This is a genomic window from Pseudoalteromonas fenneropenaei (genome assembly GCF_042643375.1).
Lineage (GTDB): Bacteria > Pseudomonadota > Gammaproteobacteria > Enterobacterales > Alteromonadaceae > Pseudoalteromonas > Pseudoalteromonas fenneropenaei.
Genome location: NZ_JBHRSD010000001.1, coordinates 174,377 through 192,776 on the forward strand (window position 1 = coordinate 174,377; position 18,400 = coordinate 192,776).

Sequence of the window (18,400 nt, forward strand, 5' to 3'; positions counted from 1 at the left end):
TGAGGCAATACGGCGGCTAATTGAAAATTACCAAAGAAGCTATTTATGCTGAGCTGGGGCTGCTGATTATTCTAGCAATGAGCCTTACGGCACTGCTGATGATTTACCATCACTACCGCCATGACTTTCAATGGGCGCAGCCCCTAAATAATAGTGAGCTTAACGCCGGTCAGGTAAGGTATTGGCACTACGATACACTGCATAGCGTAAAGCAACTGCACAAAACCTCTCGTCGCCCGTCACGACGCTTAAGTGAATTCGAACATGGCCGCTATATTACCTCTAGCCGGATAAACGAAACCTGGGCATTGGTGCAAAAAGACGATACGCTCTATGTGGTTCAGCGCTTTCCATCAACCAATATTCCTTATGGCACCCCCTTACAACGGTTTTTAGACGCCTTTATTGAGCCTGAACACGCCAAATACTTGGCCAAACCCATAACGCCAGCGCAGCGAAGTTGGCTTAAGCAGCAGCTTGCCGAATATCGAGAGTTAAGTGTGCAGCAGAATTTGGTTCTGCAGGTGATAGAATATCCGCGCACCACGGTGCTACTGAGTTTGCCGTTTATCGTAATGGCCTGTTTTGGCTTGGCGCTAACATGCGCGTATTACGCCTGCCGGTTAGTGCACCTTGCAAAGTGGTTAACAGACCGGCACAACCATGCAGATAATTCAGCAAGCACAGCAAGTTGCCAACAACACCTTAAGCCCATCGCGATGGTTGCCATCCTATTACAGCTGGCGTATTTGCTATTGCTGCAAGTGGGCTAGTTTAAACTTTTGCTTTGGTTACCCATCTGATAGCAGCCTGCTCTAGCTGTTGCAAGAGCGGTTGCACGTTTTGGCCGTCATCGGGCTGCACGCTTTTAGCTACCGCTAACTTGTGCCAAATGGCCTGATAAGGCCGCACAATAATGCGCTTGGCAAAAGCGTCAGGTTGCTCCGCCGTTAGGGCTAGCACTGCTTGCTCGATAGCCTGCAGCAACCGGACGCTCTCTGCTGGCACCGCGATATCCAGTTGCCCTGTAGCTGGGCTATTGGTTAAGTGCAGGCCATCGGCGGCCAAGCGTTCAATATCGACTTGCGTTTGGTTGGTAAGCCGTACCCATACCGGCAGCTGGTGTTTGCTAAAAGTGAGTAGGGTGCTGTAGCTGTTTAGCGTTTCGCTGTGCACCAGGCTAAAGTCTTCTGCAACTAAGCACGTGGTAATGCTTCCGGCATCAAATAACTGCCAAACACGGATCAGGTGAATGGCATTGGTTTGGGTTTCATCAAACAGTTGGGTTGTCATGTGCCTTTTTTCGTATCCTCACCTGCTAACTCCTGTAAGCGGCGCTGGACATTTTGATAACGAATATGACTTTCGCCCAGCGTTTGCCCTAAAACTAACAACGCTTTCTCAAGCAATTCCGTTGCAGTCTGTATTTGATCGAGATCTATCAGTACTCCAGCATAAACAATATTTAATAATGCCATGCGTAAACTATCGGCATCATAAAGCTGTGATGCGTCGGATAGCGCTTTTTCAATAAGAGGAAGCGCTAATAAAGCCTGCTTGCTTTCCTGATAAGCCCCTGCCAAGTTTGTTCGTGCATTTATTGTCACTAGGTTAGTATCACCATAAAGTTGTTCGCTTGCTGCAAGCGAACGGCGATAAGCGGCGATAGCAAGCTCATAGTTGTTTAGATAAGCGTATGCATTCCCTAAATACGCATTCCCGTAAATGTAATCAATATGCCGTTGACCAAAACGCTTTTCAATAAGAGCTAGCGCTTTACTATGATAATCAATAGCTTTGTCGTATTGCTGCATGCTACTGTAATTATGACCTAAGTCATTAAATGTTAATGCGATGTCTGGGTGCTCTTCTGGTAAAAGCTGTAGTTGTAAATTAAGAATCTGCTCCAAGATATTTTTACCTTGTTGGTAATCCTCCACAGCACCGTAGGCGTTTTGTAAGGTCCTAAGTGCCATCACCCGATCGTTGCTAAGATACTGGCTAAACTTCTCAGCTTTCGCCAGGCCTTTTAGAGCAATTTCCAGTTGTGCCGCTGTATTACCTTGCAGCTGCATATTATACGATTGTACGTTATAAATATTTTGTAATAATGAGTGTTTGCTAAGCTTAAGCGCAATAAATTCAGCCTGTTGAAGTGCGTCAGTTGCTTTTTGATGTTGTGATAATTGCACCAAAGCACGACCCGTATAGTAAAAGAGTAACAGTTGTTGCCCTTCACTGAGTTCATCTGCAGCTAAGTTGGTAAGCAAATCTAAACCTGCCTGATCCTGACCATCATTTAGCAGTGATATACTTTTTTCTAGTATAAAATCGGCATTTAATTTGGCTAAGGGCCTAAATTGCAGGATCTCTAAGGCTTTATCCGGCGCGCCAATGCCTCTTAAACTTGCTGCTAATTGCAGCTTTAAACGCTGTGTTACTTCAGCTTCAGCTGGTAAGGCATTAAGTTTGGTGGTGGCATCTTGCAATAATTCGCCGGCGCTTATTGGGTTACCGTCATACAGCATAGGATCTGCAGCGTTAAATACCTCGACCATGAATTGGCTAACCTGCTCGGCAATGGCGCGCTCAGTGATTAGTGCCTGGTTCTTTTGTTGCAAACTAATACTAAAACCTGCCATTGTTATAAATAACACCGTAATAGAACCCAGTAATAGCGGTTGGCGTTGCATCAGCTTTTTAAGCGAGTATAACGGGCCACCCTTAAAGGCTTGCACTGGCCTGTTGCTCATGTAAGCAAGCAGATCTTGTTGCAAGGCTAGGATTGCAGAGTAGCGTTGTGCGGTATCAGGTTCACTAGCTTTGTTGCTAACCGCAATTAACTCCCTTGTTGGTTTTTTCGTGGTGTGCTTGAACAGCTGTTGCAGTACCTTTCCTAAACTAAACACATCCGACAGTGTTGTCAGTGGCTCGCCGCTTAATTGCTCTGGGCTCGCGTACTGGCGCGACAAGGCCTTAACGTAATGCTGCACAAAGGCAGGCGCTTGTTCGCTTTGCTGTTGTAGCCGGGCAATGCCAAAATCAATTAGTTTTGGCTTACCGTGTTCATCCACCAGAATATTCTCTGGCTTTAGATCGGCATGAATAATCTGGTGGGTGTGGGCATAGTGCAGGGCATCACATAATTCGATAAACAGCTGCACCAAGGTTGAGAGGTTAGGGTTGTGCCTTTTTAGCCAGCAGTCCAGGTTTTGGCCTTCTATATACTCCATCACAATATAATGCGCTTGCTGGCCATTGTGTCCAGTAATACCCGCATCAAACACTTTGGTAATACCGGGGTGGTTAAGTTTGGCGGCGACATTGGCTTCGGCAAAAGCTTGGCTGTTGGGCGTAACAGGGTAAATCAGCGGGTTTAATACTTTAATGGCCACTTGCTGCTCAAACTGGCCATCTTGCCGACTGGCCAAATACACGGTACTCATACCGCCATGCGCAATAATGCTATCGAGCTGCCAATAGCCCAGCCGTTTGCCGGTTAACTCGCCACTGATATCAAGTTGTTGCAACCGGCTGGCGGCATGACGAATATCGTCGGCTAAATGCAGGGTGTGGTTAGTGTCAGCCAATAAGGCTTTTAACTTTTCGGCCAACTGGGCGGATTTTTCTGCCAGAGTATCAATAAAACGCTTCTGGGCATCAGCACTTGGAAGGGCTGCGGCATCTAAATAAAGTTGAAATAAATTCATAGTAGAATTCTTTTTATTATTGTCGTATTAAGCACTTAACAGCTCGGCTTTTACCGCAGCGCGGATAAAGTTTAAGTAGTTATCCACCGTGCGCGGAGAGATTTGCTGTACCTTGGCAATATCGTCGCGATTCAGCTTGCCAAAATAATACAGTAAAGCCGCCTGGGTTTGCTCCGGGTAGCTTTGCTCTAACTCGGTAAGCACTTTGTCTAATTGCAGTAGTTTCATATCAAGTAGCGCAGCGGGCTCGACATCATCTTGCTGCTGGCGTTTCTCTGCCTGTTGTTTGCGCACTAAGTCCACTATTACACAGCGGCATACCTGACTTAGCTGCCTTAGCAGCGCCCGCTCGTCGTCGGTTATTAACGCAACCCTATTTTGCTGCAGTTTTAAATACACCTCATGCACTAAGGCGGTGGTGCTGTGCCAGTCGAGCTCTGCATCGCACACTACTGCTTTATGGCTTTGTGCCAGTTGTTTTACCAAAAAGTAAATGTCGGGCGAGTTAAATAAGTGAGCTGCATTAGCAGCCGAAAAAGCAGCACTTGTTACAACGGGCATACCAGCAATCCATAACATTAACCTTGCCTTAATCTATTGCTTTTATGCGATAGGTCAACAATTTTTTGCTTCAAAATTCATATGAAAAATTATTTTTCTTCAAATTTTGCGAAAAACTTACGGAAATACGTGGCTGTGAAACATAGAGAATCCCTGATAAGTTAATTAAGTTAATAGTTAATCTTTGAACGCTTCAAATTTTGATTAAAGACCATGCGGATGTTCTTGTAGCTAAAATGGATAACAACCTTAGATGATAGAAAAAACTACTAAGTCGTTGGTTGAGACTTTAAAAGTCACATTAACAAAAATACACCTTGAACCGTTATCACCGGGCAGTTTTTTTGCAGCTTTGCTGGCGGTTATAGTGGTACGTACCTGGCTTGAGCTGTTATTAGAGCCCTCTGCTGCCATCAGTTACTTTCCAGAGTTTTATCTATCACTGGTCGATTATTTGCACGTTATTTTTTCTTGGTTGACGCTATTTGTGGCAATTGCCTTGTGGTTGAGCATTAGCCTAAAAATTGATTTTAATTTTGTTAGCCGGGCGACTTTGATAGTTTTTCCGGTTATTTGTATTGTGCCATGGATAGATTATGTTTTTCCAAGTGGCATTAGCATTAGTTACAGCCATACCTTTGACAGTTTTTGGCATACCTGGCGCGCCTTATTTAATCCCTGGGAATCAATAGCGCAAATTAGCCCCGGTGTTAGGGTTGAAGTTGCACTGGTGCTGTTGTTTATTGCCAGCTATGGGCTACTAATGCAGCGACCGCTTTGGCGTTTGTTACTGGCGGTGTTTGGGGTTTACCAGATTATCTTTTTGTTTGGTTATTTGCCTGCGGTATACAGCCAACTGACGGGCGTGGCCTTTTCTGAGCTGGTGGGTGCCGCCATGCTGCCGGTTCGCAGCAACACACATTTATATGCATTAATGTATTTGCCGCTGGCGGCGGTACTAGTGGTAATGGCAGTATTTTTTTTGAAGGCGCAATGGCGCTATAGCTGCTGGCAGTTAATACGGTTGGAGCGGTTAAGTATTTATGTAGGTTTGATGGCGTTTGCAATACTGTTGGCTGCCATTAACGCACTGGCGGGGGCTGAGTTAATTAACTTATATGACCTGTTACGTATGCTGGCAGCTTGTTTAAGTATTAGTTTGTTGTTTGTCTTTTCTACCGCGGTTAACGATCTGGCCGATTTAACGGGTGACCGCATATCAAACCCTCAGCGCCCGCTGGTAACAGGCGCAATAACAGTCAATGCAATGACACAACTGGCGATCATAGCGTTATTGTTTAGCTTGGCCTTAGCACTTCTGGTGAATGAGCACTTCTTTTTTGTTGCTATTGCACTTGCTGCCTTTAGCTATCTCTATTCGGCTCCCCCTTTCAGGTTAAAGCGCTTTTTGGGCTTAGCACATGCTGTGCTTATGCTAATCGCGGGCAGCGTGGTGGTCGCCGGTTATGTGGTGGTAGAAGCCAACCTTGCGTTCCAAAAGATGGATTTACCGTTGTTATATAGCATTTTGCTGTTCTTTTTTATTGCCTCGCATTTGAAAGATATTAAGGATGTCAGTGCCGACCGTCGTGTCGGCGTAGTAACGCTTGCAGGCCTTATTGGGGCTAAATCAGCCTATCTGCTTATTTGCGTAGCAGTAATTTTTTCGTTGTTATTAAGTAGTTATTGGCTAGGGCTGGGGTTATTGGTTGGTGTAAGTCTTGCGACAGTCTTCGGTGTACTGGCGTATTGGTTACGCAATGCTGAGTATTGCCTTTTGCTAACGCAAGGTGTGGGTTTTGTATTGTTGGCTGGTTATTGCTGGCAGGTTATTTAAACAAGGGTGTAAGTATGAGAAGACAAAATAAAACGGTAGTAGCGGTTAAGCACTGGCTACTTACGTTGACGCTGGCAGTCAGTTTTGCCAGTGGCTCGGTCTATGCCGACAACTGGGAGCAGTTAAAGGCCAGCGGCGATCTGCAAAAGTTGCAAGAGTATATTCGGCAGAATCCGGCGAGTGATCATCTGGTTGACGCTGCTGCACTGGCGTATAGCAAGCTGTTGCAACAAGACAATGTATCAGCATTGCTTTTATTCAATGAGGAGTTTAAAGACCTTGTTGCTTTACCTGCGTTTAAAGCAAAATCTGCCGCGCAATCTGGTCTGGATACCCGCTTTACCTTTCGCGAAGGTAAAATTGGTGAGCGTTATGTCCCGGTTCTTAACCATAGTTCATCCTCTACAAATACTCGTTATATCAATGGCAGGGCGATAACCGAAACTACCTACAACGATTACACCACAGGTGGTTACAGCCAGGACCGCTACGGTTTTACAGCCGTTTATCAATTGTTTAATGAATCAAACAATAATTACATTGTCGATTTAACCTTGTCTGGTACGGTAACCATGACAGAGCTAAACAGGCAAGTAGCTGGCGTGTGGAGTGATGAGCACCATACCACCAATGTAAAACAGACAAAACTGGAACAGCAAAGCAGTTACTTGTTGAAAAAGGGTGAGAATGTTCGTGACCAATTAGTTGTTGGTGAGAAACAACCGGCTGATTTTAAGATCACTATTTCAGGCATTACTCCGGTATCAGACAACTGGATAGAAGAATTACAGCAGATTTTAGAAGCGGATGAAGATATAGCAAGCACAACTGAAACCGAGGAAGAAACGGGTGTGCTGCAAACCATTAAAGGCTTTTGGAAATCGGCTACTGAACTACCAAGTATGCTTTCATCAAAACCTGAACCGCTAATGCAGATAGAACAGTATCTTGCTGATCCCCGCGCCGTAAAATGGTCAGATATTTTAAAGCAGCGCTATACCGAAACCGCCCTTAAACAGCTTGATATTAGGCTAGATCCAGAAGCGAGATATGACCGTGATTTTGATTCACTAGTAAAAGTATTAGTGACCAACAATGCCTCTGTAGATCTAAGCATTGAATACACCACAAACTTTGGGGCAAAAGGCCGAACAACGTTAAAGCAGGGCCAGCGTAACGAGTTAAACCTGCGTGGTAAGGGCGTAGATAAAGAGTCGCTTAGTTTTAGCGTGATATCCGCTACCAATGCTAATCCGAATAAAACTACTGCTGTCACGGCCAATATAACACCGGCGCAGCTAGAAGCATTTAAGCAACGCATTGCCGAGCGTGACGAAGAAGCAACTTACAAACTGGCTAAAAATATTCAAACATTAAATGCGTATTTGAAGAAATATCCTAAAGGTAAGTATTCAAAACTAGCGCCTGAGCGGCTTGAAAGTATTTATTTTGCAAGTAATGATTTGTCTGTCATGTATCGTTATTTATCAGATTATCCAAAATCAAGTCGTTATAGCGAAATGCAAAAAAAGATCAATGCAACATTGGAACAGCAAGGATTTAGAGATAACTTCGATGGGACGATCACTCAGTTATCAGCCAAATTGCAATGGATGAGATGTTTTATTGGTGAAATATGGGATGGTCAGAAATGTTCGGGTAGCCCAAAATCGTTTAACTTTGAAAATGCGTCAAAGTTAAAACATGATTTTGCAGGCTATAGTGATTGGAGGTTGCCTGAAATAGGAGAGATATTCTCGCTAGTAAATTGCAGCTCTGGCAGTATTGGAAAAAACACCAGAACAATAAAGGAGGGCGCAGCAGCGATTAAAACTGGTTGTTTAGGCAACTTTACCAAACCAGCCAGCTACAGCGGGTTTCCTTTATACGGGGATACTTGGTCGTCAACAATCGCAAGGCATGCATCATATTCTTTCTATATTTGGTATGTCGATTTTAATGATGGAGATGTATATACCATTCGTAATGTAAGCCTTTCCGGTTCTATGATGAAAGTTTTGATGGTCCGCCCCACAGAGGAAAAAAGAAAGGCAGATGAAAAAGCCGCCAAAATAGCCGCTGAAAAAAAGAAAATTGCAGCTGAGGAAGCTGCTAAGAAAAAGAAAATTCAAGATGAAAAAGCTAGGCTTGCTGCTGAAGAGAAAGGAAGAAAAGAGTTGTTAGAAGCCGGATATATTGACAACGGCGACGGAACGGTTACTGCTTTAGCTACAAAATTAGTATGGCGACGTTGCAGTGAAGGGCAGAGCTGGACTGGCATGAGCTGTTCTGGCGAAGCGACACGTTTTAGTTGGAATGATGCTATGAAGCTGACTAAAGAAGGTTGGCGGCTACCCACTCTTGAAGAGCTGGATTCTTTGGTATTTTGCAGCAGTGGTCAGCGAAAACCTACGCCTAGGCCTAATGGGAAGTATGATAGAGCTAAAGACGGTGAGTGCACTGGCAAATTTTCAGAGCCTGCAATTAACCAATTACCTTTTCCAATTACATTTGATATTTACTCTATGTTTTGGTCTTCGTCAAAATACTACTATGGGTTTAGAGGACGTGAACAGTCATGGGCCATTCTTTTTGCTAAAGGCTATTGGAATTACGAACATCTCAATGAAAACCATCACGTTCGCTTAGTCAGAACCGCGGCTTCAAAAGATCTTGATAGCAGCAAAACGAGTCAGTCTACCTCCAACCACACAAACCCCATAGCTACAGTAACCGAAACAGCACTCCCCTTTTCGGCCGGGCAAACCTGGGTGGGTAACTATAGGTGTGCACAAGGTTCTACCCCTCTGCGCCTAATTATTGATTCTGTGAATGGCTCAGAAGTTAACGCCAAGTTTGATTTCACCAGCCGCGGGGTGAATGGCATCTATCAGCTGAATGGGATTTACAACAATAACTCAAGAAAAATCACATTTGCCACTGGTAACTGGGTAAAACGAGCCAGCGGTTTCTCTGCCGTTGGCATGGATGGAACAGTATCTAAAGATGGCAAAACGTTCTCTGGGGATATTACTGATAGAGGCTGCAGTACTTTTCAAGTTAGTTTGCAGTAGCAGAAGCAATAAAATTGGCTAGCTGGTATACATGGGGGGCCGTGACAGCAGTTACATCTGCAAATGTAACTGCTGTTTAAATCACAATGTCAGCCGCTACGTTGTAAACGATTTCATAGGAGTACTAAGCTACTTGTCGACCCGCGTATCGCTACAAAGACCGCTTTAAGCATAAAGCGGTCATAAAAATTATAGTATTGAGAGTTTTCGAATTTCTGCTTTTCGCTCATAGCAGCTATCTAAAAGCTATTAATGAATTAGACTAGTAAGTTTCTCGTCATCCACACTCAAAATAACTTGTATCATATAGTCTTGAATTGCTTCAGTTTCATCATCAGAAACGCCTTTTAAGACTGTCTGTTTTGAGGCACACTCAACGCCAAATCGTTCAAAGTCAGTAAGCCCGACACAGAAAAACACCTGCTCACCATCAAGTTCATACTGAAAAGTGACTGGCTCAACGCCTAACTCGATCGTTTCCATTGCGCACCCTTTTTAGAAAAAAACACAAATTGGTTTTGGCCAAACTGCGTTTGGATAAAATCTATCTCTTTATATTTAAACACTATATTTAAAGGTATCGCCAAATGAAAGCTATAAGTCACTGAATTGAGTATAGGCTGCACTAACTTAGATGACACACGGAAAAACTATCACTAATTTATCAGTTGGGCGATTTAGCGGTGAATGGGAAGGATTTTATCGTTCGCATTCTAGCCGTATGAGAAAATCGACCTATTTTCATTACGATAAAAACTTGAAATAAATGGTAATTGCGCCAACTATCAAATTTCAGACGTGCAAAAGCACTGCATCGAGGCAGTTCTAGAATATAGAGGGTAAAGGCGCTAAGTAACTACTGGCCTATCTCTATAGCGCTCAATAGGGATGTCATTAGGTAGCACACTTTGCCGCCCTTGAGAAGCAGATTGTAATTTTGCAATGGTTGAAAAAACGATTCGCATAACATGATCTGAGTAATCTTTTTCTACAGATAGAAGCCCCATTGATAGCATGGTGTCTAGCAAGGACTTTACCGTCATGTAAACCCAACCTAGTTTTTTACTAAGTTGAGAAATGCTTTGCCGATAACTCTTCTGTTTGTTGCGTGTAGCAATTTTGTTCGCTTTGATTTTGCTATTAATAAGTCCGTACAGCATAAGCATTTTGTGTTGATGGCGCGAGTCATACCGACTTTTGGGATCAACTAAATCAAGTCGCACGGAATAAAGTGGTAATGTATGAGGTGATTGCTGCCTATTTAGCATGTGCGTATAGCTTTGCAGCAATCTAAAGCCTAATGGATGCTGTAGATTTATTTTAAGGCATCGATTATAGCCTTGCGACTGCTCTTCAATAAGAAGTGGAGTTTTCCCCTCTCTGCTATCGAGCAACTCGCTTAATGCATTTTTGACTGCATTGACCGAATAACGTAAGTGTTTAGCTATGGCCGATGTACTTGAGTTAAATTTACCAAATCGGGCATGAAGAAAGGCGATGTGGCCGAACACCAAAGTCTGTGTTTCAGACTTTGTCTCTGACAACACCTCAAGTGCAAAGAACACTTGTCTTCCACCTTGAGAAGCTTTCAAGTCTGCTCTTTTTGTAAAATCTGAGTTTGTTTCCGTATTCAAATAAGCTTCGACAGGAACGTAGTCTGCAAATTTTTTACTACCCACTAGACATAGGATTACCCTACAGCTAAGATAGCCATATAAACATCGCTTATGTTTATGAAAGCCGCGTTGGAAACTTAAGTCGCCAAACTTAATTAGGTTTCTGTATCGCGGTTTTTTGCTTTCTGGCGTTCGCTAAATCGCCTCCGTCATGCGCGACGAAAACAGTTTTTTGTAGGAAAAGGGTGTTTTTGTAGGAAACGGTATTTTAAAAACGCGCTGTAAGCTAGATGGGATGGTGCCCAGAGGCGGAATCGAACCACCGACACGGGGATTTTCAATCCCCTGCTCTACCGACTGAGCTATCTGGGCATAACAAGGTTGCTATGTTTTATTTCTTAGCGAGAAATGGTGCCGACTATCCGAGTCGAACGGATGACCTACTGATTACAAGTCAGTTGCTCTACCAACTGAGCTAAGTCGGCACACCAAGTGCCTTTCTAAATTAGAAAGGTGGTGCCCAGAGGCGGAATCGAACCACCGACACGGGGATTTTCAATCCCCTGCTCTACCGACTGAGCTATCTGGGCATAACATTTGCTCTGGTCTCCAAATTCATCCTGAAGCGGCTACCGGCTCGACGTCCTGTCTCGCGTTCACTTAGCTGCGAAGCTGCGCTTCGGTCTAAGTTCACCCGACTGAGCTATCTGGGCAAAAGGGTTTGCTATGTTTTGTTTCTTAGCGAGAAATGGTGCCGACTATCCGAGTCGAACGGATGACCTACTGATTACAAGTCAGTTGCTCTACCAACTGAGCTAAGTCGGCGCACCGGTTATCTTTCACATTAGAAAGATGGTGCCCAGAGGCGGAATCGAACCACCGACACGGGGATTTTCAATCCCCTGCTCTACCGACTGAGCTATCTGGGCAAACTTTTGCACTTTGGAACTAAGTAAACAGTGAACTGTAACTTCGCTTAACTCAGCCGTGCTTGCTGGGCGTGCGGCGTATTAAACGAGTTTTGCCTTTTCAAGTCAACCCTTTTTTTGTGATAAAAGTGCGTTTGCATGGTTTTTAGGCAAACCAGCTAAATTATCAACAAGCAAATGACAAAATGTGCTGTTTTCAATCAGTTTTCTCATCTATTCATTGATAAAGAACGGATAAACACCTAGTTATGCTAACGACTATGGTGTTAGCATAAAACTTCGATTAAGTAGTACAAAAGCGCAGCTGCTGTTCTATACTAGGGACAATTCGTCATCATAACAGCAAATTCTCTGGGTTTTTGAGTTTGCAGTGCTGCCTCGCGTTTTTTCAACAAGCGTAGCGGCCTCAAACATACAACTATGGTATGCAAACAGAGTAATAATTGAGATTCAATGACCGGAAGCTGTAATGCAAAATAATACTTCGTCTCCTTTTAAAGGATTTATGCCTCTATTTATTGCCATCGCTTTGGCAGCGGCTGCGCTGGCGGGTTACGCTGGTTACCAATGGCCAAAGCAGTCACAAAGTACCGTGGTGGAAAGCTTTACTGAGGCAACACCGGCTATTCGTGAGTTGGCAGATAGCCTTGCCAACAGCATGATGAAATTAGGCTTTAGCAATGCTAAGCAACTGATTCACGGCATGAAGGTCATCACACCACAGTACGATTATTACCTATTTAGCCACACAGGTATGAGCGAAGCGACGCTATTAACAGCAACGGGTGGCGAAAGCATCAAAGCCTTGAGCCAAGATAAAACTCTGGTCACTGCTCAAGCCACAATGACACACATTCTATTAAAACTTGATGATCAACTAGTTGGTGAGCTGGTGGTAGTACAGCCCGTAACTAGCAGTGCGTCTGGCAGTGAACTGGCATATTTGTTTGCATTGTTGTCCGCCATATTTGCTTGTTTTGGCGCTTGGTTGGTGTGTAATCGTGCATCTGGCGGTCTTTGTGCCAGCGTCAGTAATATAGAGACGGATTTACAGCACATTATTAAAGAACAAGACTATACAGCAATCGTAGATGAAGACAGCGCAGGCAATCTCAGCGGCGTTGCTAATGCGATTAACCAGCTACTGCGCCAAGTACAAACCAGTATCACGCAAAACAAAACCGCTGAACGTGAGTTAAAGCAACTGCAAACCGGTCTTGAAACTGAAGTACAAGCACGGACATTAGCGCTAGAAAAAGCAACACTAAACGCCGAACGTGCCAATGAAGCCAAAACCACCTTCCTTGCCACCATGAGCCATGAGATCCGCACGCCGATGAATGGCGTAATTGGTACTATTGATTTGCTCCGCCAAACTGAACTCAATGGCGCGCAACACCGTTTGACGACCATTATCCGTGACAGTGCATTTTCTTTGCTCGGGATCTTGGACGATATTCTCGATTTCTCAAAAATCGAAGCTGGCAAACTAACTATCGACAACAGTGTATTTTCAGTCACAGACACGATAGAGGAAGTAGCCCGAGTGCTATCATCCGTTGCAAAAAAACGCCGTTTGGATCTCCAGCTGAGTATTGCCCCTGATATTCCTGATAATTTGGTTGGTGACTCAGTTCGTGTGCGTCAGGTTTTATATAACCTCTGCAGCAATGCTATAAAGTTCACTACCACAGATGAAGACCGCCAAGGATTTGTGCGGATTAGCGTTGAAGTGGCGCAAAACACTTCTGATCATTACACTTTGCGCTTTACCGTTACTGATAATGGTAAAGGCATGACGCAAGCGCAGTTAAGAGAGATCTTTAACCCCTTTATTCAAGCTGAAAGCACGATAACCCGCGAATACGGGGGCACGGGTTTAGGTTTGTCGATTTGTAAAAGCCTCATTGAATTGATGCTTGGCTCTATTCATGTCACCAGTGATATTGGTATGGGAAGTGAGTTTGTGGTCGAGCTGCCCTTTAGTACTCGCGGTAAAATAGCCTATGCCAATAAAGCTACCCTAAAAGGGTATAATGTTGTTTTACTTACACAAAGTCAGTGGCGTAAGGCAATTTTAAGCCGTTACTTGTCCTTTATGGGCGCAAACCTCATCGTTGCAGAGTCTGAACTTGATATCGATGATTACCAACAGCAGGACAAGGTCATTTGGATCTTAGACGCGCTTGATGGTATGACGGCGATTAACAATACCTTGCGCTCACTCCTATATTCTATTGAACGTTTTGAGCAGCAAGCTATTGTACTAAGCAAGATGGATGAAGCGGCGTTAAATCATCAAAAGATTTTCTATCTCAATGCCGCCCCGCTTTGCAAGTCTAGCTTTATGACCTCTGTTTTAGTGGGTGCAGGTCTGCATACTCCGAAAACACTAAAACCAGCGACCAGTTTTAACAATTATCTCAATATTGATGAAGCGCGTGCGCAAAACAAGCTGGTGCTTTTGGTTGAAGACAATATTCTCAATCAGCAAGTATTGACCGATCAACTGCATTTACTGGGTTATGGTGTTGAAGTTGCAGAAAATGGCCAACAAGGTCTGGAATTGTGGCAATCAGGCCAATTTCCGCTAATTTTGACTGACTTACATATGCCCAAAATGTCGGGCTATGACATGGTGACTAAAATCCGCGATTTAGCTGAACAATCTAGCGAACCAAATGCACAGCCTTATATTATTGCGGTAACAGCGAATGCATTAAAAGGCGAGCGTGAGCGCTGCTTAGCTTCGGGTATGAACGACTACATTACCAAACCGATTGAGCTTAACGTGTTAGAAGCGACATTAAATAAATGGCGTGAAAAGCAACCTCGCTTGGCAATTACCGAAGCTTCGCCTGATGCTCAGAGTGATACTACTGTTACCACACCAATGCCAGATGTACCATCGCAACCAGCTGCGATAGATTTAGAAGCATTAAATAAGTACGTCAATAACGATGCCAAAAAGCGCCAGCGGTTCTTTAAAATGTACCTTGAACAGGCGGCTAACCTTATCAGTGATATTAATTCTGGGGTCATGGCGATGGATCAAGAAGTGATTATTGATGCTTGTCACCAGCTTAAATCTATCTCTAAAACCATTGGTGCATTAGTTGTGGCCGACAAGGCGATGGAGTTTGAAACAAGTTGTAAAGAGCGCAAACACTCAAGTGACGAACTTATCCGTGCGCGTGATAATTTAGAATTAGCTTACTCACAAGCTGTGGTGTTTATTGAGAAGATCCTCGCTGAAGGCATTGATCACGAGTAATGCAATATATGGGTTGCTATTTATCTCAAGCAACGTAAAGACAACAAAAAAGGCCTTATGGCCTTTTTTGTTGTTATAGATACTCGCACTTATTGCTGCGGGCGATAACCTTCTATTTCCACTTCTTTATTCTCAAACAAGAAACCCACCATTTGCTCTTCAAGCAAAGTACGGTGCTCAGGGTTCATCATGTTAAGCTTTTTCTCGTTGATCAGCATAGTTTGCTTGTGTTGCCACTGCTGCCAAGCTTCTTTAGAAATATTGTCGAAAATACGTTGACCAATTTCACCTGGATACAGTTGAAAATCCAGACCTGGCGCTTCTTTTTGAAGCTTTTGACAAAATACCGTACGTGCCATGTTCGTCTCCACCTAAACTTTACTTTGCCTAGTTTAACCTAATGTCGCCATTAACTTAACCAACTTTTTTGTTGGTGTTGCAAGCCCAACTGCTGGCGGCTGATGTAAATCAAACCACAACAATTGCTGCTCATGCACCACATCAGGCACTTCGCTAAGCTGTGCCACAATAGGCGTTATGGTCAGCTCAAAATGCGTGAAGATATGGGTAAAAGCGGGCAACTCCTCAAGCTTAGCCTTTATCCCTTGCTGCGCTAAAAAGGTCTCGAGTGCATTGTGTGAAGTAAACTCAAAAAAGCCAAACAAGCCGCCCCAAATGCCACTACTCGGTCTTTTTTCCATTAAGAGCTGATTATCGGCACGCAAGATCAAATGAAATGCGGCTTTTTTCGGCTTATCTTTTTTCGGTTTAGGATTAGGAAAACGCGCGGTTAAATTTTGTAAGTGCGCTGCACATTGGCTTTGTAATGGACACAACTGACAATTTGGCTTACTTCGCGAACAATGGCTCGCACCTAAATCCATCATAGCTTGATTAAACGCACCAACCTGCCCCTTTGGCGTCACCGCATCGCTCAGCGCCCACAATCTCCGCTCGACTTTTTTAACCCCATACCAGCCTTCAACCAAGAAGAACCGCGCTAGCACACGTTTGACATTGCCATCCAAAATCGGATGATGTTGCCCAAGCGCGAGCGATAACACCGCCCCTGCGGTTGAACGACCAATGCCAGGCAGAGCCATAACTTGCTCTAAAGTAGTTGGGAATATTCCGTTATAGTCATCACGAATTATTTTCGCCGTTTTATGCAAATTACGCGCTCTTGCGTAGTAACCAAGCCCTGTCCAGTGATGCAAAACATCGTCTTCATGGGCGTTTGCCAAGTCGATAACCGTTGGAAAACTCGCCATAAAACGCTCAAAGTACGGAATAACGGTCACTACCTGAGTTTGCTGGAGCATGACTTCCGACACCCAAACTTTATAAGGGGTTTTATCTAGTTGCCAAGGTAACGTCTTACGCCCGAACTCTTGATACCAATCTACCACTTGGTCGGAAAACCACTGTGCTTGTGCGCTTGCTACTGTCATGTGTTGTGCTTTTAGTTAATTCTCTGGCGCCAGTGTAGGGAGCAATTTAAAAACGTCAAGCACTTGTACTTGATGGGCCTTACAGGGATAATATGCGACCATTTTTTCAGCCAGTGCGGATATCATGACAGAATTAAGCAAAACCACGCTCGAACAAGCGGAAAACGAAGGTAAATTCATTCGTAAAGTACGTAGCTTCGTAAAGCGCGAAGGCCGTTTGACTAAGGGTCAAGCAGCTGCAATTGACAAATGTTGGGCTACAATGGGCCTAACGCACGACATGGGTCTGCTCAATCTGGCTGAGGTTTTTGGCAACAACAACGATGTGGTGCTGGAAATTGGCTTTGGTATGGGTAAGTCTTTGGTTGAAATGGCCAAAAACAATCCAGATCAAAACTTTATTGGTATTGAAGTGCACAAACCAGGCGTTGGTGCCTGTTTGATGGATGCCGACGCACAAGGTGTGACTAACCTGCGCGTATTTGAGCATGACGCCATTGAAATTCTTGCCGATTGTATCGCTGATGGCAGCATTAGTACGCTACAGCTATTCTTCCCAGATCCATGGCATAAAAAGCGCCACCACAAACGCCGTATTGTGCAATTAGAGTTTGCAGAAAGCCTACGCAAAAAATTGAAAATCGGCGGTGTATTCCACATGGCAACAGACTGGGAAAACTATGCAGAACATATGCTTGAAGTAATGAGCCAAGCACCAGGTTATGAAAACGTGTCAGCTGATAAAACTTATGTACCGCGCCCAGAACACCGCCCCTTGACCAAGTTTGAACAACGTGGGCATCGCTTAGGTCACGGCGTGTGGGACTTAATGTTTAAGCGCGTACAGTAATTTCATTTATTAAGGTAAGAAACATGTCAGGTCCGTTATCCAATCCGAGTCAATTATTGCTACGAAACGAGCATGAGTTGGAAGCGGATTCAATTTTAGTCATTAATTTTGAACGTGATGGTTTCTTACCAAAATTACGCAAGCTCAATCCGAATGCACGTATTTGTGCCTTTAGCTACAATTGCGCAGATACGGCCAGTGTCGACCCAAAACTCAATATCGAAGCGGTTGTCGCGGCGACGTTGCCAAGTGCAGAGTATGATTTAGTTATTTATTTTTACCCTAAATCTAAGCCTGAAGCCGAGATGATGTTTGATAACATCCGAGCTTTAGCCCTCTCGCACACTCGCGTTTTAATTGTGGGTGAAAATAAAGGTGGAGTTAAATCAGCACCAAAACAGTTTGCTGACTTTGCACAGGAACATTACAAGCTAGAAAGTGCGAAACACTGCATATTGTACGAGTTTATGGGTTTAAAGACTCTGAACCAATTTGCTCTACAAAACTATGAAAAAACCTTCCAAGTCAGTGTCAACGGCAAGCAATTTTCTGTCGTCAGTATCCCTGGGGTGTTTAATCATGGTGCGTTGGATGTCGGCACCGAATTGCTGTTAGCGGAACTTGCCGAAACTCGTATGCAAGGCGAAGTGTTGGACTTCGGCTGTGGTGCTGGGGTCATCAGTGCTTACTTAGCGCTCACTAATGACAAGTTAGTACCAACGGCGCTTGATGTCAGTGCACTGGCAATTTACGCCACTTCTCGTACCTTTGAGCTGAATAATATCAAAGGTATGGCACTATTAAGCGATGGTTTAAGTGAAATCAAAGGGCGTTATGCAGCTATTGTCAGTAACCCACCATTTCATACAGGATTGACGACCGACTATAGCATCTCTGAGCGTTTCTTTAGCGAAGCCAAAAACCATCTTACACAACACGGACAATTGCTGATTGTAGCCAACAGTTTTTTGAAGTATCAGCCGATTTTGGCTGCTAATTTTAAAACTGTGGCAATACCACGCCAGAATACCAAGTTTACTTTATATTTCTGCCAATAAGCCAAAACACTCAACTGCGCAATTTAATCCGAGTATTCTC

General features: G+C 44.0%; 13 protein-coding genes and 5 tRNA genes. 6 read left to right on the plus strand and 12 right to left on the minus strand.

Annotated elements, in window-relative coordinates; all coding sequences use genetic code 11:
• The first annotated feature begins 20 nt into the window (after positions 1-20).
• Entirely contained in the window at positions 21-773 is a 753-nt protein-coding gene (locus tag ACFOEE_RS00760; protein WP_377119921.1) for a hypothetical protein, read from the plus strand.
• 1 nt (position 774) lies between these two features.
• Here ACFOEE_RS00760 and ACFOEE_RS00765 read toward each other — a convergent pair whose 3' ends face one another.
• From ACFOEE_RS00765 to ACFOEE_RS00775, 3 genes are read right to left on the minus strand one after another with little or no spacing between them, the layout of a single operon-like run.
• Positions 775-1,293, minus strand: coding sequence for a hypothetical protein (locus ACFOEE_RS00765; protein WP_377119923.1), 519 nt, complete (start codon positions 1,291-1,293; stop codon positions 775-777).
• The gene (locus ACFOEE_RS00770; RefSeq protein ID WP_377119925.1) at positions 1,290-3,710 is read right to left on the minus strand and encodes a protein kinase domain-containing protein; all 2,421 of its coding nucleotides are present in this window, start codon (positions 3,708-3,710) and stop codon (positions 1,290-1,292) included. The genes ACFOEE_RS00765 and ACFOEE_RS00770 overlap by 4 nt, the downstream gene beginning before the upstream one ends.
• Positions 3,711-3,737: 27 nt before the next feature.
• Positions 3,738-4,289 (minus strand): ECF-type sigma factor, encoded by a 552-nt coding sequence (locus ACFOEE_RS00775; RefSeq protein WP_377119927.1) that lies wholly within the window; start codon positions 4,287-4,289, stop codon positions 3,738-3,740.
• A 235-nt stretch (positions 4,290-4,524) separates the two neighbouring features.
• Here ACFOEE_RS00775 and ACFOEE_RS00780 point away from each other — a divergent pair, with 235 nt between their 5' ends.
• The gene (locus ACFOEE_RS00780) at positions 4,525-6,108 is read left to right on the plus strand and encodes a UbiA family prenyltransferase (protein WP_377119929.1); all 1,584 of its coding nucleotides are present in this window, start codon (positions 4,525-4,527) and stop codon (positions 6,106-6,108) included.
• Positions 6,109-6,122: 14 nt separating this feature from the next.
• Entirely contained in the window at positions 6,123-9,182 is a 3,060-nt protein-coding gene (locus ACFOEE_RS00785) for an Lcl C-terminal domain-containing protein (protein ID WP_377119931.1), read from the plus strand.
• 249 nt (positions 9,183-9,431) lie between these two features.
• Here the strand turns inward: ACFOEE_RS00785 and ACFOEE_RS00790 are convergent, their stop codons facing one another.
• The 7 genes from ACFOEE_RS00790 to ACFOEE_RS00820 form a co-directional block, all read right to left on the minus strand.
• A complete protein-coding gene (locus ACFOEE_RS00790) occupies positions 9,432-9,665 on the minus strand; it encodes a hypothetical protein (protein WP_377119933.1) in 234 nt (77 codons plus the stop codon).
• 365 nt (positions 9,666-10,030) lie between these two features.
• The gene (locus ACFOEE_RS00795) at positions 10,031-10,774 is read right to left on the minus strand and encodes a hypothetical protein (protein WP_377119935.1); all 744 of its coding nucleotides are present in this window, start codon (positions 10,772-10,774) and stop codon (positions 10,031-10,033) included.
• Positions 10,775-11,094: 320 nt separating this feature from the next.
• A tRNA-Phe gene (locus ACFOEE_RS00800) sits at positions 11,095-11,170 on the minus strand.
• A 37-nt stretch (positions 11,171-11,207) separates the two neighbouring features.
• Positions 11,208-11,283: transfer RNA gene (locus ACFOEE_RS00805), tRNA-Thr, on the minus strand.
• 29 nt (positions 11,284-11,312) lie between these two features.
• A tRNA-Phe gene (locus ACFOEE_RS00810) sits at positions 11,313-11,388 on the minus strand.
• A 159-nt stretch (positions 11,389-11,547) separates the two neighbouring features.
• Positions 11,548-11,623 (minus strand) — tRNA-Thr (locus ACFOEE_RS00815).
• 28 nt (positions 11,624-11,651) lie between these two features.
• A tRNA-Phe gene (locus tag ACFOEE_RS00820) sits at positions 11,652-11,727 on the minus strand.
• A 469-nt stretch (positions 11,728-12,196) separates the two neighbouring features.
• On the opposite strand from ACFOEE_RS00820, the gene ACFOEE_RS00825 reads away from it, so the two are divergent.
• A complete protein-coding gene (locus ACFOEE_RS00825; RefSeq protein WP_377119937.1) occupies positions 12,197-15,001 on the plus strand; it encodes a hybrid sensor histidine kinase/response regulator in 2,805 nt (934 codons plus the stop codon).
• An 89-nt stretch (positions 15,002-15,090) separates the two neighbouring features.
• Here ACFOEE_RS00825 and ACFOEE_RS00830 read toward each other — a convergent pair whose 3' ends face one another.
• A complete protein-coding gene (locus ACFOEE_RS00830; protein WP_377119939.1) occupies positions 15,091-15,360 on the minus strand; it encodes an oxidative damage protection protein in 270 nt (89 codons plus the stop codon).
• A 33-nt stretch (positions 15,361-15,393) separates the two neighbouring features.
• The gene (gene mutY, locus ACFOEE_RS00835) at positions 15,394-16,452 is read right to left on the minus strand and encodes an A/G-specific adenine glycosylase (RefSeq protein ID WP_377119941.1); all 1,059 of its coding nucleotides are present in this window, start codon (positions 16,450-16,452) and stop codon (positions 15,394-15,396) included.
• A gap of 124 nt (positions 16,453-16,576) precedes the next feature.
• Between mutY and trmB the strand changes: the two genes are divergently transcribed.
• On the plus strand, positions 16,577-17,302 hold the full coding sequence (gene trmB / locus ACFOEE_RS00840; protein ID WP_377119943.1) for a tRNA (guanosine(46)-N7)-methyltransferase TrmB: 726 nt from the start codon (positions 16,577-16,579) through the stop codon (positions 17,300-17,302).
• A 23-nt stretch (positions 17,303-17,325) separates the two neighbouring features.
• A complete protein-coding gene (locus ACFOEE_RS00845; protein ID WP_377119945.1) occupies positions 17,326-18,360 on the plus strand; it encodes a methyltransferase in 1,035 nt (344 codons plus the stop codon).
• The last annotated feature ends 40 nt before the right edge of the window (positions 18,361-18,400 follow it).

Bases quoted from the DNA above. Each gene is read 5' to 3' on its own strand.
- ACFOEE_RS00765 (WP_377119923.1), bottom strand. From the start codon at position 1,293: ATGACAACCCAACTGTTTGATGAAACCCAAACCAATGCCATTCACCTG.
- ACFOEE_RS00770 (WP_377119925.1), bottom strand. From the start codon at position 3,710: ATGAATTTATTTCAACTTTATTTAGATGCCGCAGCCCTTCCAAGTGCT.
- ACFOEE_RS00775 (WP_377119927.1), bottom strand. From the start codon at position 4,289: ATGTTATGGATTGCTGGTATGCCCGTTGTAACAAGTGCTGCTTTTTCG.
- ACFOEE_RS00780 (WP_377119929.1), top strand. From the start codon at position 4,525: ATGATAGAAAAAACTACTAAGTCGTTGGTTGAGACTTTAAAAGTCACA.
- ACFOEE_RS00785 (WP_377119931.1), top strand. From the start codon at position 6,123: ATGAGAAGACAAAATAAAACGGTAGTAGCGGTTAAGCACTGGCTACTT.
- ACFOEE_RS00790 (WP_377119933.1), bottom strand. From the start codon at position 9,665: ATGGAAACGATCGAGTTAGGCGTTGAGCCAGTCACTTTTCAGTATGAA.
- ACFOEE_RS00825 (WP_377119937.1), top strand. From the start codon at position 12,197: ATGCAAAATAATACTTCGTCTCCTTTTAAAGGATTTATGCCTCTATTT.
- ACFOEE_RS00830 (WP_377119939.1), bottom strand. From the start codon at position 15,360: ATGGCACGTACGGTATTTTGTCAAAAGCTTCAAAAAGAAGCGCCAGGT.
- mutY (WP_377119941.1), bottom strand. From the start codon at position 16,452: ATGACAGTAGCAAGCGCACAAGCACAGTGGTTTTCCGACCAAGTGGTA.
- trmB (WP_377119943.1), top strand. From the start codon at position 16,577: ATGACAGAATTAAGCAAAACCACGCTCGAACAAGCGGAAAACGAAGGT.
- ACFOEE_RS00845 (WP_377119945.1), top strand. From the start codon at position 17,326: ATGTCAGGTCCGTTATCCAATCCGAGTCAATTATTGCTACGAAACGAG.